Raw genomic sequence first — 12,907 nt, 5'->3', positions numbered from 1 at the left:
ATCAACGCGTTGCTCTCAAATCCATCGCGAGCAAGCTCGCTCCTACATCGAACGCGGCCTAATCAGGCATGAGTCAACTTCGCCAGCCCTTCCTCCGCCAGGCGCCGAGTCAGCTCGGCCGTGGTCATTTCGACGCCCAACGTAAACGCCTGCCCGGCCCAAAGATTGCTGAAGTCGGCTTCACCCTTGGCCCGCAGTGGCATCAGCGCGCCACCGGCCAGAGGAAAGGCCGGCGCTTTGGCACTCATCGGTCCGAGTTCCCGCATCACCCGATTTAGAATCCCGCGCGCCGGGCGCCCGGTGAAAATATTGGTCACGGCCGTCTCACTTTCCTTGGCGGTACGCAACGCCTTGTGATGAGACGCGCTAACCTTGGCCTCTGGCGTGAACAAGTAGGCCGTACCCACTTGCACTGCCGAAGCTCCCAGCAGAAACGCCGCCGCGACACCCCGTGCATCGGCAATGCCACCCGCTGCAATCACCGGCACCTTCACCGCGTCGACGATCTGCGGCACCAGGGCGAAGATACCCACTTGGCTGCTCAAGTCGTCGCTGAGGAACATCCCGCGATGTCCGCCCGCTTCGTAGCCCATGGCGATGATCGCGTCACAGCCATGCTGCTCAAGCCAGATGGCTTCTTCGACGGTGGTGGCGGATGACAGCACTTTTGCCCCGGTCGCTTTTACCCGATCCAGCAGGGATTTTTCCGGCAGGCCGAAGTGAAAACTCACGACTTCGGGGCGAAACTCTTCGAGCACTTCACAAGCCGCTATATCGAACGGAGCGCGATTGGATACCGGTGTTGGCGCGTCGAAGTCGATACCCAGCTCCCGGTAATACGGTTCCAGCAGGTTTTTCCAGTCCCGGGCGCGTTGCTCATCGGCGGCGGGAGGCTGGTGGCAGAAGAAGTTGACGTTGAAAGGGCGCTCGCTGTGCTGGCGAATCGTCTTCAGCTCGTCGCGCAACTGCTCGGTGCTCAACATCGCGGCGGGCATCGAGCCGAGGCCTCCGGCGTTGCTGGCGGCAATCACCATCGCCGAATTGGTCGCTCCGGCCATCGGCGCCTGAATGATCGGCAGTTCGATCCCGAGCAGGTCAAGAATGCGGGTGTCTGGCCATTGGTTCATTTCAAAGGTTCTCCGGCGTAAAACAGGGCAGGGACGGTAGAACCGGTTTTGTATCAGCATTGACTGGCGCAAGGCCAGTCGAGTTTGAAGAATAGTCGCCGGCGGTATAAAAGCCCGGATTGGCTTAAAGTCGACTACGGCAAAATGTTGCTTCGTGCTATTCGACCTATACGACAACCTGAGCGATTCCATTTGGAGGCAGTAATGTTCACAGGCATTTTGATCGACAAAGACGACAGCGGTTACCGGGCCACCCTGCAAGAGATCAATGACGATCAACTCCCCGAGGGTGACGTGACGGTGCGCGTGGCGTACAGCACATTGAACTTCAAGGATGGCCTGGCAATCACCGGCAGCAGCCCGGTGGTGCGAAAATTCCCAATGGTGCCGGGGATCGATCTGGCAGGTACTGTCGAAGTCAGTGAGCATCCGGACTACAAAGTCGGCGACCAGGTACTGCTCAATGGCTGGGGTGTTGGCGAAGGGCATTGGGGAGGGTTGGCGCAGAAGGCTCGTCTCAAGGGTGACTGGCTGATCCCGCTACCCCCTGAATTCACGGCCGCCCAGGCAATGGCCATCGGCACGGCGGGTTACACGGCAATGCTGTGCATCCTGGCGTTGGAGCATAACGGTGTGACGCCTGAGCAAGGCGAAGTGTTGGTGACCGGGGCCAATGGCGGCGTAGGCAGTTTCGCCATCGCCCTGCTGAGCAAGCTGGGTTATCGCGTGGTGGCGTCCACCGGTCGCACTTCCGAACATGATTACCTCAAGCAACTGGGTGCCAGCGAAATAATCGATCGCGCGACGCTGTCCGAACCGGGCAAGCCTCTCGCCAAGGAGCGTTGGGCCGCGGTCATTGATTCCGTCGGCAGCCATACTTTGGCCAACGCCTGCGCCAGCACGAAGGCCAACGGTACCGTCGCCGCGTGTGGATTGGCGCAAGGCATGGACTTTCCGGCCTCCGTTGCGCCGTTCATTTTGCGTGGTGTGACCCTCGCCGGGATCAACAGCGTGACCCAACCGAAAGCCAGGCGAGTCGTGGCCTGGAATCGTTTGGCCAAGGATCTGGACTTCGCCTTGCTGCCGGTGATCAGTCACGAAATTGGTTTGAGCGAGGTGGTTGATGCGGCGCCGCGGTTGCTTGCTGGCCAGTTGCGGGGAAGGGTGGTGGTGGATGTGAATCGCTGACCAGCAAAAAGATCGCAGCCTGCGGCAGCTCCTACAGGGGGACGCATTTCTAATGTAGGAGCTGCCGCAGGCTGCGATCTTTTGATCTTTGATCTATTGGCTTTCACGCTTCAGCAACTGCCGTTTGCGCTCTACGCCCCAGCGATAGCCCGACAGATCGCCGTCGCTGCGCACCACGCGATGGCATGGAATCGCCACCGCCAGGCTATTCGCGCCGCAGGCCTGGGCCACGGCGCGGAAGGCTTTGGGCGCGCCGATGCGTTGGGCGATATCGGCGTAGCTGGCCGTGCTGCCGACAGGGATCTCGCGCAAGGCTTGCCAGACCCGCTCTTGAAACGCAGTGCCACGAACGTCCAGCGGCAAATCCAGGCCAATGGCCGGTGCTTCGATAAAGCCGACAACCTTGGCGATCAGTTGCTCGAACGCGTGATCAGCACCGATCAACGTGGCCTGGCGGAATTTGTCCTGCAGGTCGCAGACCAACTGGTGCGGATCATCACCCAGCAGGATCGCGCAAACGCCTCGTTCACTTTGCGCCACCAGAATCGCTCCGAGCGAGCACTGGCCAACGGCAAAACGAATCTCGTTATTCTGGCCGGCGGCGCGGTAGTCGCCGGGTTTCATGCCCAGTAACTGATCTGCCGCCTCATAGAAGCGACTGTTGGAGTTGAAGCCGGCGTCATAAAGTGCGTCGGTCACCGAGCTTCCGTCCGCCAACCGCTCGCGGACCCTGCGTGAGCGATGGGCCGTGGCGTAACCCTTGGGGGTGAGGCCGGTAACCGCTTTGAATACCCGATGGAAGTGAAACGTGCTGAGGCCAGCGGCGTCGGCCAGTTCGCTCAGCGCGGGCAGATTCTCTGCTGTTTCGATCTGGCGGCACGCGGCGGCCACGGTGGCGGCATGTTGGGAAGCGACGTCGCTTTGGTCCTTTGCCGTCCGTTTGCTGGGGCGATAACCCGCTGCCTGGGCTTGTTCGGCGGTGTCGAAAAACTCGACGTTCTGCGGTTTCGGCAGACGCGCCAGGCCGCTGGGACGGCAATAGACACCGGTGGTTTTCACCGCATACACAAACTGCCCGTCTGCCCGGGGATCACGCGCGACGACGGCGGCCCAGCGAGGATCGTTTTCTGTGGCGATGGTTGGCGAATGGCGGGTCATGGCTTTATGTCCGTTGACTGGTTTGGTTCAGATTAACCAGCGGCCTGGTGCTTGACACTCCGGGTCTTGCGGTCGAATTCGAGGGCTTCATCCAGCGGTACGAAAAGTGAAGTTTATGCGTTGTTCGCCCAGGCGTGGATGCTGGCCTTCCTTGATGGGTAAGACCCCGTGATAGCGCAACCGATCCACGCCACCCCAGACCACGATATCGCCATGTAGCAAAGGAATCCGCAGGCTTTTATCGCCGCGTTCAAACCCTCCGAACAGAAACATCGCCGGCAACCCGAGCGATACGGAAACGATGGGTGCCGCGTAGGAACCTTCGTCCTTGTCCTGGTGCAAAGACATCTTGGCTCCGGGGACATAGCGATTGATCAGGCAGGAATCAGGCACGAAATCAACGAACCCGGCTTCGTGCGCCGCCGCTTGCGCCAACTCGAAAAACACGTCTGGCATTTTCGGCCAGGGTCGACCGGTCTGCGGATCGTGGCGGGTATAGCGATAACCGCTGCGGTCGGTGGTCCAGCCCAGCGTGCCGCAACTGCTCAAGGCCACCGACATGGTGAAGCCGCCCGGCGTGACCATTTGTCGAAACGGTGCCGCCGTCAGCACCGCTTGCAGTTCGGGTAACAATCGGTCGAGCCAAGGCAGGGCAAAGCCTCTCAGCACGTAGGACTGTTCGCCAATTTGATCGCGTCTGGGCTGCTGCTCAGGTTCCGCGTCGGCAAACAGATCCAAAGTGGTCGGGTTCATGGGGTCATGACGCATCGTGAAAGATAATTCCAAGGGTATGCCGTTTTCCACTGTGCAGGCGACTCACGCCGTGGCGCAGGGTGACGCGGTAATAGCCGCGAACGCCTTTGACGGGGCGCTGATTGACGGCAAAAATCAGCCCATCGCCTTTGCTCAGGCCGATGACCTGGGGCCGCGACTGCATCCGCGGGCGCTGCTCGGTCAGGACGAATTCGCCGCCGGTGAAATCTTCGTCCGGTTCTGACAGCAAAATCGCCACTTGCAGCGCAAAGACGTGTTCGCCGTACAGGTCCTGATGCAAACAGTTGTAGTCCTGTGGGCCATATTGCAGCAACAACGGTGTCGGCCGCTCCTGACCGGCGGCATGGCAACGCTCGAGAAACGCCTCATGGGTTTCGGGGAATCGGGGCGCAAGGCTCATCTGCTCGTACCAGCGGTTGGCAACCGGCACCAGCCGAGGGTAAAGGGCGCTGCGCAGTCGTGCCACCGGGTCGGGCAATGGGTATCGGAAGTATTTGTACTCGCCGCGGCCGAAGCCGTGACGGGCCATCATGACTTGCGAGCGGAAAGGTTCTTGCTGACTGTAGAGGGCGCTGATTTCGTCGCAGGAAGCGTGGGTTAACAGCGACCGGATGATGGCGCAGCCATCCTGATCAAGTTGCTGTTCCAGTGCATCCCAGTCGAGCGTATCAAGGTCATGCTCGCTAAACACCTTCTGACTCCTTAACCCAGGGTTGAGGTGGCCAGTCTAGGGCGTGGCGCCTTCACCAACACTCCGGTGCTTGCGGTCGAATTCACGGCGGGGAGCAGACATCCCTGTTGTTGCTCCGCAGTGGTTTACAGCGCTTTGCTGACACTGATGTCGCTGATCACGTCTTCGCTTTGGCCATGAATGGCGTCCAGCGCGGCCTTGGCTTCTGTCTCGGTGCCTGTTTCAAGCTGGGCAAATTCGAAGCGGCGTTCGCCGTTGAGTTTGTACTTGATGACGTATTTGGTGGTTGGCGTCGCGTTCATGCCTGCCTGTCCTCGTGGTGGGGCGTCACTCAGCTGAGTTTCGTGCTGGAGCGGCGGATGATCTTGATTGAATGGGTCAGGGTCGGTTTGCGAGTCACGCTGATCGGGCGGCGGTTGACCGTATCGATGGTGATGTTCCAGAAACCGGTGCTCGGTGCAGTAATTCGTGCCGGGAAGGTGTCGAACGCACCGCCATGGTAAGTGTGGCGGCCGCCATTTTTGAAGCTGCGGAAATTGGCGTCGTTCATCAAGCGGATGTTGCACGTTTGGGAGCACTGAATGACGACGATGTCGTCTTCGTTGAGGTGCTCGCGCTGGTGGATAAATTTCATGAGGCGCCTCCAGAAGGGCTTTTTCTACAAAATCAAAACGATAGCATGGGCGATTGGCGCAGTTTATCAGCCCGAACGGGTTATTATCCGGTCGTCGAGGTCCGCTTTGACAATTAAAAACTGTTATTCCGGATTCTATGCGGGATAAAAGCAATGAGCCTCGGAGAAAAACGGCATTTGTGCTGTCGGAGGGTCTTTATCGGAGGTTTCGTATGAAGTGGGGTGTGTGGTTGCTGCCGTTGGCGCTGGCGATGAGTGGTTGTGCGTCAGTCTCGGAAATCAATGAGACGCTGCCTACCATGAACGTGATCTCAGGCAAGAAGCCCCATGAGTACGCACAATGCCTGAGCGAAAAACTGGCCAACAGCCGAGGCGCCCTGCAAGTCGAGTCGCAGAAGGATGGCGTTCGTGTGATCGTTCCGCAGAAGTTCTCGTCGGGCCCGGCCGCGGTATTCGATATCGAAAACCGTTCCACCGGCAGCAGCATCAAGCTTCATGAGCGCATCTCCAACGTGCCTTTGCGTCCGCATGATGTACGCAACGCTGCCACCGCGTGCATTTCCGGCTGATAGAATGACGCCAATCGGCACCGATGCCGTCAAAGCAACGCTTTGACGGCATTGTCATTTCAGGAGCAAGCATGAAGCGAGAGCAGGTACGGGAGCGCCATGCAGAGGGTCACATCTCTGCCACCCACGTGATTCAAAATCCGGCGAATTCGGGCGAGTGGATCGTATTCTTCAAGAAAAGCGCCGGGCGCAGTTATTTCCTGGTAGACGAAAACGATGAAGTTGAATCCTTCGGTAGCCTGGACGAGTTGATTGAGACCGTGCGTGGTCTCGGGATCAAGTTCGCCGAAATTCACATGTAGGGCAGGGTGCCTTACTTGCAGACCACCACGACGCTGCGGTTCTTGTAGTTGCCTACGTCAACGCCCAGCGTCTTGTCGCTTTCCTTGGTCGAAGGTGTTCCGTCGGTACCGACAATTCGATAGCCGGTGCCGGCGCAAGAGGCATCGGCTTTTTCGTAGCAGGTGGCCCAGGAATTGGCCTCCCCCGAGCAATCAATGGCCAGACCTTGCTCGCCGTTATTCAGGTAGGTCGTTTCGGAAGTGGCGCAGCCGCTCAGGGCCAGCACCGCAATCAGTGGCAAGAATTTAGTCATGTCGTGGTCGTCGTCAGGATGATGGGGCTAAGCCTGTGACAGCGCCCGAATCAAAAGGTTATAGCGAATGGCCATCGGCAAGATCAAAAGATCGCCCTGTAGGAGCTGCCGAAGGCTGCGATCTTTTGATCTACCCATAAAAAAGCCCTGCGCAACGGCAAGGCTCGGGTCGAGTCAGATACTGCTCAGGACTTGTCCTTCCCGCGGCGCTTGGGCGCTGACGGCTGATCCTGCAACACCGATGCCACCTCGATCGCCAATGCTTCGGTAGGGAAAGGCCCGGCGATATTTTCGCCGCCAACGCTGTCTACCCACCACTGGCCGTCTTTTGCCTGATTGATCAAGTACCCGTTGACGCTTTTTGCTACCGACATCGATCTGCCTCGTTTGACTGGTTCAATCGCGCAATCATACCGCCAAATGCACTCAACCGGTGCTGATGGGTGTAGGGTGGTGCGATTGTCCGGTCGTGCAGATCTGGCCGTCTGTGCTATCAATAAAGGCGGCGCAGCGATCGGGGGGAACTATCCGCAAGAATATTTCTCTATGATGGCATCGGTTAGCCAGTGCGGGGCATTGTAAGGTGCACGCCGCCTGATTAGACTGCGCCGAAACTCGTACACACAGCCCTTTCAAGGACTTATATGATCAAGAAATGCTTGTTCCCAGCAGCCGGTTACGGTACTCGCTTCCTGCCAGCGACTAAAGCCATGCCCAAAGAAATGCTGCCGGTGGTAAACAAGCCACTGATCCAGTACGGCGTCGAAGAAGCACTGGACGCTGGCTTGACCGAAATCTCCATCGTGACCGGTCGTGGCAAACGCGCTCTGGAAGACCACTTCGATATCAGCTACGAGCTGGAAAACCAGATCAAGGGCACCGACAAGGAAAAATACCTGGTCGGCATCCGCAAACTGTTGGACGAGTGCTCGTTCTCCTACACTCGTCAGACCGAAATGAAAGGCCTGGGCCACGCCATTCTGACGGGCCGTCCGCTGATCGGCGACGAACCCTTCGCCGTGGTGCTCGCGGATGACTTGTGCGTCAACCTCGACGGTGACGGCGTCCTGACCCAGATGGTCAAGCTGTACAAACAGTACCGCTGCTCGATCATCGCGATCCAGGAAGTCGATCCGCTGGAAACCAACAAGTACGGCGTAATCGCCGGCGACTTGATCGGTGACGACCTCTACCGCGTCCGCAACATGGTCGAGAAGCCAGCCCCGGAAGACGCTCCGTCGAACCTGGCGATCATCGGTCGTTACATCCTGACCCCGGACATCTTCGACCTGATCAAACAAACCGAGCCAGGCAAGGGCGGCGAGATCCAGATCACCGACGCCTTGATGAAGCAGGCGCAGAATGGTTGCGTGATTGCCTACAAATTCAAAGGCAAGCGCTTCGACTGCGGTGGTGCTGAAGGCTACATCGAAGCGACCAACTTCTGCTTCGAGAACTTCTACAAGACTGGCAAGGCTTACTGATAGGGTTTGACTTGCTTGTTTCTTAAAAGCCACCTTCGGGTGGCTTTTTCATTTTCCGCCCTCATATCGTTTGCAGCGCTTGCCCAACGGACTTCTGCGGGTATGCTGTTTGCCTGCCGAGGAGATTGAAAATGGCCTACGATTTTGACCTTTATGTGATTGGTGCCGGTTCCGGCGGTGTGCGGGCTGCGCGGTTTTCGGCTGGTTTTGGCGCGAAAGTGGCGGTGGCCGAGAGCCGTTACCTGGGTGGCACCTGTGTGAACGTCGGTTGCGTGCCGAAGAAATTGCTGGTCTACGGCGCGCATTTCGCCGAAGACTTCGAGCAGTCTTCAGGTTTTGGCTGGACCCCGGGTGAGGCGAAGTTCGATTGGGCGACGCTGATCGCCAACAAGGACCGCGAGATCAATCGCCTGAATGGCATCTATCGCACGCTACTGGTTAACAGCGGCGTGACCTTGCACGAAGGCCACGCCAAGATCGTCGACCCGCATACGGTCGAGATCAATGGCGAGCGTCATACCGCCAAGAATATCCTCATTGCCACCGGCGGCTGGCCGCAGATTCCGGAAATTCCGGGGCATGAACACGCGATCAGCTCCAACCAGGCGTTTTTCCTCAAAGAGCTGCCCAAGCGTGTTTTGGTCGTAGGCGGTGGCTACATCGCTGTCGAGTTCGCTGGGATCTTCCACGGCCTGGGCGCCGAAACCACGTTGCTGTATCGCGGTGAGTTATTCCTGCGCGGCTTCGACGGTGCCGTGCGTAAGCATTTGCAGGAAGAGCTGACCAAGCGCGGGATGGATCTGCAATTCAACGCCGACATCGAGCGTATCGACAAGCAGGCCGATGGCAGTCTGAAAGTCACCCTCAAGGACGGTCGCGAGTTGGAGGCGGATTGTGTGTTTTACGCCACCGGCCGGCGTCCGATGCTGGACAATCTCGGGCTGGAAAACACCGGCGTCACACTCGACAAGAAAGGTTTCGTCGAGGTCGATGAGCAGTATCAGACCGCCGAACCGTCGATTCTGGCCCTTGGTGATGTGATCGGTCGCGTGCAACTGACGCCGGTCGCGCTGGCCGAAGGCATGGCCGTTGCGCGGCGCTTGTTCAAGCCTGAGCAATATCGCCCGGTGGATTACAAGATGATCCCGACGGCGGTGTTCAGCCTGCCGAACATCGGCACCGTAGGCTTCACCGAGGAAGAGGCTCGCGAAGCCGGCCACGACGTGGTGGTTTTCGAAAGCCGTTTCCGCCCGATGAAGCTGACCCTGACCGAATGCCAGGAGCGCACGCTGATGAAGCTGGTGGTGGATGCCAAGACCGACAAGGTTCTGGGTTGCCACATGGTCGGACCGGACGCTGGCGAGATCGTCCAGGGTTTGGCGATTGCGTTGAAGGCTGGTGCCACCAAGCGCGATTTCGACGAAACCATCGGCGTGCATCCGACGGCCGCCGAAGAGTTCGTCACCATGCGCACGCCGGTCGCGGGTTAATCGGCCCTGGTTGCGTCTGGCGCTGTCGCAATGACAGCCTGTAGGAGCGAGCTTGCTCGCGAAAAAACCATAGGCGCCGCTGGGGGCCTGGTTTTACGCGTTATCGTTGACGTCCTTCGCGAGCAAGCTCGCTCCTACAGTTGATTGGCGTTGGCTTTCTTCCAGGTCTGCTTGGATCTTGGTCAGTTGAATTTCCAGTGCTTTGTTGACCTGTAACTGATCTTCGACGCTTTGTTTCAGTGACTGGCTTTCCAGCATGGCTGCGCGCAGGCGTTCCTGGAGGAGGGTGCGCTCGCTGTCGATCCGGTTGACCTGTTCCAGCAGCTGATCCTGTTGGGCATTGGTTTGTTTGAGCTGTTCCTGCGTCAGGCTCAACTCGCGCAGCGTGCCACGGTTTTCGGTCAGCAGGCGCTCATTGTCGCGGTGTAGCTGGGTGATTTCGTCCTGACGCACCAACGCGCTTTGTTGAGCCTGGCGCAACTCCATCTGAATCTGCTGCACCTGGCCCTCATGGCGCCGCTGTTCCTGTTCACGTTGTTCCTTGACGGCGTTGCGGTAGTGTTCCAGCGCATCGCGCGCGTGCAGGTGCTTTTCTTCCAGTGAGCGGATCTGCTCGTCCTTGTCGCGCAAACGCAACTCGAAATCGGCCAGCGCCTGGTTCAGTCCTGCGTTACGCGTTTGCTCGGTCTGCAGCATGGCGTGGGTGTTCTGCAGTGTCTCCGACTCCTGCGTCAGAGCCAGGGTTTGAATCTCGTACTGCTGCTGCAGTTCGGTGTTGGCCTCTTCAGACACGGCCAATTGGCTTTCCAATGCTTTTCGTTGTTGATCGAACTGGGCGCGCGCCTGATCGATAGGTTCTTGCGCCTGCTCTTTCAAGCGCTGAGCGAGACGCGAGACCAGTGCTGTCAGTTCGTCATTGATGGGTTCGGAGGAGGGTGCGGCAGGTTCGACGCCGTCATCCAGTTCTTTCAAATAGCGGTGAATGGTGGTTTTCGAACCGGTATTGCCCATCTCGATCCGTACGGCGTCGATGCTGGGGTTTTCGCCGCGAGCCAAAATCGCCAAGCGTGCCGCTTGCACTACTGCTTTGTTTACACCACCGCGTGCCATGAACTCTCCTACGATTTCGTACTGTGGTACGTACCACCAAAGTACACAATGTACCACGCAGGAAGATAACTTTAAATACGCGAAGTATTCACGCGGGATATACTGGTATTACCCCGTGTGAAAGCATGGCGAAGCTTCTTATCGCCGTAAGTCCGTACACAATGCCCTTGTAGGAGCTGCCGCAGGCTGCGATCTTTTGATCTTCCCCAATAAGCAAAGTCAAAAGATCGCAGCCTGCGGCAGCTCCTACACTGGCCCACCAAAAGGTTCATTCCCATGACCGATCTGGATCGATATCTGCAAGCCGCCACACGCGACAACACCCGTCGCAGCTATCGGGCGGCCATCGAGCATTTCGAAGCCGGTTGGGGTGGTTTTCTGCCGGCCACTGCTGACAGCGTCGCGCGTTATCTGGTGGCGTACGCGGGGGAGTTGTCGATCAACACGCTAAAGCTGCGTCTGTCGGCGTTGGCGCAGTGGCACAACAGTCAGGGCTTTGCCGATCCGACAAAGGCGCCGGTAGTGCGCAAGGTCTTCAAGGGCATTCGCGCGCTGCACCCGGCTCAGGAGAAGCAGGCTGAGCCGTTGCAGCTTCAGCATCTGGAGCAAGTGGTGGCATGGCTGGAACAGGAAGCACAAACCGCAAAAACTGAAAATGACCGACCGGCTCTGCTACGGGCCAGGCGCGACACCGCACTGATCCTGCTCGGCTTCTGGCGTGGCTTTCGTAGCGACGAGTTGTGCCGGGTACAGGTCGAGCACGTGCAAGCGGTAGCCGGCACGGGCATCAGCCTTTACCTGCCGCGAAGCAAGAGCGACCGCGAAAACCTCGGCAAGACTTATCAGACTCCGGCGTTACAGCGTCTGTGTCCGGTCGAGGCTTACATCGCCTGGATCACCGACGCGGCGCTGGTTCGTGGCCCGGTGTTCCGCGGCATCGACCGCTGGGGTCATCTGAGCGAAGTGGGCTTGCACGCCAACAGCGTCATTCCCTTGTTGCGCCAGGCGCTCGAGCGCGCAGGCATTGCGGCCGAACACTACACCAGCCATTCGTTGCGCCGCGGTTTTGCCACCTGGGCGCACCAGAGCGGCTGGGATTTGAAGTCGTTGATGAGTTACGTGGGCTGGAAGGACATGAAGTCTGCCATGCGTTATGTCGAGGCCAGCCCGTTTCTGGGGATGAACCGCATCGCTGAAAAGCCGTTGGCAGGCTGAAATACGCTCCGTAGCAGCTGGCGAAGCCTGCGTTCGGCTGCGCAGCAGTCGCAGAATCAGAACTCGCGGTGTGTCAGGTAAACCATGCAAGCCGGGTTTTACGACTGCTTCGCAGCCGAACGCAGGCTTCGCCAGCTGCTACATCCATAGATACCAATTTCTTCTATTAATACAGCTGGCTAATAGCGAAAACAAATCAGCAGCATCAGGTTTGCCAATGAGCCATCGGTCCGTCGAGTGGGTAGAGTTCACTCCATCAACTTTTCAACCCCTGACGGAGAGTCACCGATGCCTATCATCAACAGCCATGTTAAACCGTTCAAAGCTGACGCTTTCAAAAATGGCGACTTCGTAAAAGTCTCGGACGCTGACCTGAAAGGCAAATGGTCTGTCGTGTTCTTCTACCCAGCTGACTTCACCTTTGTTTGCCCAACCGAACTGGAAGACCTGGCTGACAACTACGACGCGTTCCAGAAACTGGGCGTCGAGATCTACAGCGTTTCCACCGATACTCATTTTGCCCACGCTGCCTGGCACAACACTTCGCCAGCCATCGGCAAAATCCAGTACACCATGATCGGCGACCCGACTCACGCCATCTCCCGCAACTTCGACGTCCTGATCGAAGACGCTGGTCTGGCTGACCGTGGCACCTTCGTCATCAACCCTGAAGGCCAGATCAAAATCGTTGAACTGAACGATGGCGGCGTTGGCCGTGACGCTTCCGAGCTGCTGCGCAAAATCAAGGCTGCTCAGTACGTTGCTGCTCACCCAGGCCAGGTTTGCCCAGCCAAGTGGAAAGAAGGCGAGGCCACTCTGGCGCCGTCCCTGGACCTGGTCGGCAAGATCTAAGCCTGTGAGTCGCGCTGCAT

16 protein-coding genes are annotated in these 12,907 nt (G+C 58.3%); 7 read left to right on the top strand and 9 right to left on the bottom strand.

Translation table 11 applies throughout. The features are described from left to right. Window positions 1-62 precede the first annotated feature (62 nt). Window positions 63-1,127, bottom strand: a complete 1,065-nt coding sequence (locus tag ACA052_RS16005; RefSeq protein ID WP_497645757.1) for an NAD(P)H-dependent flavin oxidoreductase — start codon at window positions 1,125-1,127, stop codon at window positions 63-65. Window positions 1,128-1,331: 204 nt separating this feature from the next. On the opposite strand from ACA052_RS16005, the gene acuI reads away from it, so the two are divergent. Then, window positions 1,332-2,315, top strand: coding sequence for an acrylyl-CoA reductase (NADPH) (acuI, locus tag ACA052_RS16000; protein ID WP_497645756.1), 984 nt, complete (start codon window positions 1,332-1,334; stop codon window positions 2,313-2,315). 93 nt (window positions 2,316-2,408) lie between these two features. On the opposite strand, the gene ada is transcribed toward acuI, so the two are convergent. From ada to ACA052_RS15975, 5 genes are all read right to left on the bottom strand, one after another. Next, on the bottom strand, window positions 2,409-3,473 hold the full coding sequence (ada, locus tag ACA052_RS15995) for a bifunctional DNA-binding transcriptional regulator/O6-methylguanine-DNA methyltransferase Ada (protein WP_497645754.1): 1,065 nt from the start codon (window positions 3,471-3,473) through the stop codon (window positions 2,409-2,411). Window positions 3,474-3,560: 87 nt separating this feature from the next. Continuing rightward, a complete protein-coding gene (gene alkB / locus ACA052_RS15990) occupies window positions 3,561-4,241 on the bottom strand; it encodes a DNA oxidative demethylase AlkB (protein ID WP_497645752.1) in 681 nt (226 codons plus the stop codon). Next, entirely contained in the window at window positions 4,231-4,938 is a 708-nt protein-coding gene (locus tag ACA052_RS15985) for a 2OG-Fe(II) oxygenase (protein WP_497645751.1), read from the bottom strand. Before ACA052_RS15985 ends, alkB begins: the two co-directional genes overlap by 11 nt. 125 nt (window positions 4,939-5,063) lie before the next feature. Further along, window positions 5,064-5,240, bottom strand: coding sequence for a hypothetical protein (locus tag ACA052_RS15980; RefSeq protein ID WP_497645750.1), 177 nt, complete (start codon window positions 5,238-5,240; stop codon window positions 5,064-5,066). 29 nt (window positions 5,241-5,269) lie between these two features. After that, the gene (locus tag ACA052_RS15975; RefSeq protein ID WP_007946189.1) at window positions 5,270-5,572 is read right to left on the bottom strand and encodes a DUF1883 domain-containing protein; all 303 of its coding nucleotides are present in this window, start codon (window positions 5,570-5,572) and stop codon (window positions 5,270-5,272) included. A gap of 212 nt (window positions 5,573-5,784) precedes the next feature. Between ACA052_RS15975 and ACA052_RS15970 the strand changes: the two genes are divergently transcribed. Next, window positions 5,785-6,141, top strand: coding sequence for a hypothetical protein (locus tag ACA052_RS15970; protein ID WP_497645748.1), 357 nt, complete (start codon window positions 5,785-5,787; stop codon window positions 6,139-6,141). Between the two features lie 71 nt (window positions 6,142-6,212). Beyond that, window positions 6,213-6,443, top strand: a complete 231-nt coding sequence (locus ACA052_RS15965) for a hypothetical protein (RefSeq protein ID WP_497645747.1) — start codon at window positions 6,213-6,215, stop codon at window positions 6,441-6,443. 11 nt (window positions 6,444-6,454) lie between these two features. Here the strand turns inward: ACA052_RS15965 and ACA052_RS15960 are convergent, their stop codons facing one another. Both ACA052_RS15960 and ACA052_RS15955 read right to left on the bottom strand, forming a co-directional pair. After that, window positions 6,455-6,736, bottom strand: a complete 282-nt coding sequence (locus ACA052_RS15960; RefSeq protein WP_462009982.1) for a hypothetical protein — start codon at window positions 6,734-6,736, stop codon at window positions 6,455-6,457. A 185-nt stretch (window positions 6,737-6,921) separates the two neighbouring features. Then, window positions 6,922-7,110, bottom strand: coding sequence for a hypothetical protein (locus tag ACA052_RS15955; RefSeq protein WP_497645745.1), 189 nt, complete (start codon window positions 7,108-7,110; stop codon window positions 6,922-6,924). 270 nt (window positions 7,111-7,380) lie between these two features. Here ACA052_RS15955 and galU point away from each other — a divergent pair, with 270 nt between their 5' ends. Together galU and gorA are read left to right on the top strand one after the other, a co-directional pair. After that, the gene (gene galU, locus ACA052_RS15950) at window positions 7,381-8,220 is read left to right on the top strand and encodes a UTP--glucose-1-phosphate uridylyltransferase GalU (RefSeq protein ID WP_054050566.1); all 840 of its coding nucleotides are present in this window, start codon (window positions 7,381-7,383) and stop codon (window positions 8,218-8,220) included. 131 nt (window positions 8,221-8,351) lie between these two features. Then, window positions 8,352-9,710 carry a glutathione-disulfide reductase gene (gene gorA / locus ACA052_RS15945; RefSeq protein ID WP_497645744.1) on the top strand — a complete coding sequence of 453 codons (1,359 nt, stop codon included), beginning with the start codon at window positions 8,352-8,354 and terminating at the stop codon, window positions 9,708-9,710. A gap of 93 nt (window positions 9,711-9,803) precedes the next feature. Here gorA and ACA052_RS15940 read toward each other — a convergent pair whose 3' ends face one another. Continuing rightward, window positions 9,804-10,820: a DNA-binding protein gene (locus ACA052_RS15940; RefSeq protein ID WP_497645743.1), complete on the bottom strand. Its 1,017-nt coding sequence runs from the start codon at window positions 10,818-10,820 to the stop codon at window positions 9,804-9,806. Window positions 10,821-11,096: 276 nt separating this feature from the next. Between ACA052_RS15940 and ACA052_RS15935 the strand changes: the two genes are divergently transcribed. Further along, window positions 11,097-12,035, top strand: a complete 939-nt coding sequence (locus ACA052_RS15935) for a site-specific integrase (RefSeq protein WP_497645742.1) — start codon at window positions 11,097-11,099, stop codon at window positions 12,033-12,035. A 288-nt stretch (window positions 12,036-12,323) separates the two neighbouring features. Next, window positions 12,324-12,887 (top strand): alkyl hydroperoxide reductase subunit C, encoded by a 564-nt coding sequence (gene ahpC / locus ACA052_RS15930; protein ID WP_027922996.1) that lies wholly within the window; start codon window positions 12,324-12,326, stop codon window positions 12,885-12,887. Window positions 12,888-12,907: the final 20 nt, after the last annotated feature.

This window comes from Pseudomonas sp. LBUM1644 (genome assembly GCF_059716195.1).
The sequence above is the reverse complement of the archived record's forward strand: the minus strand, read 5'-3'. Positions and strand labels throughout refer to the sequence as shown.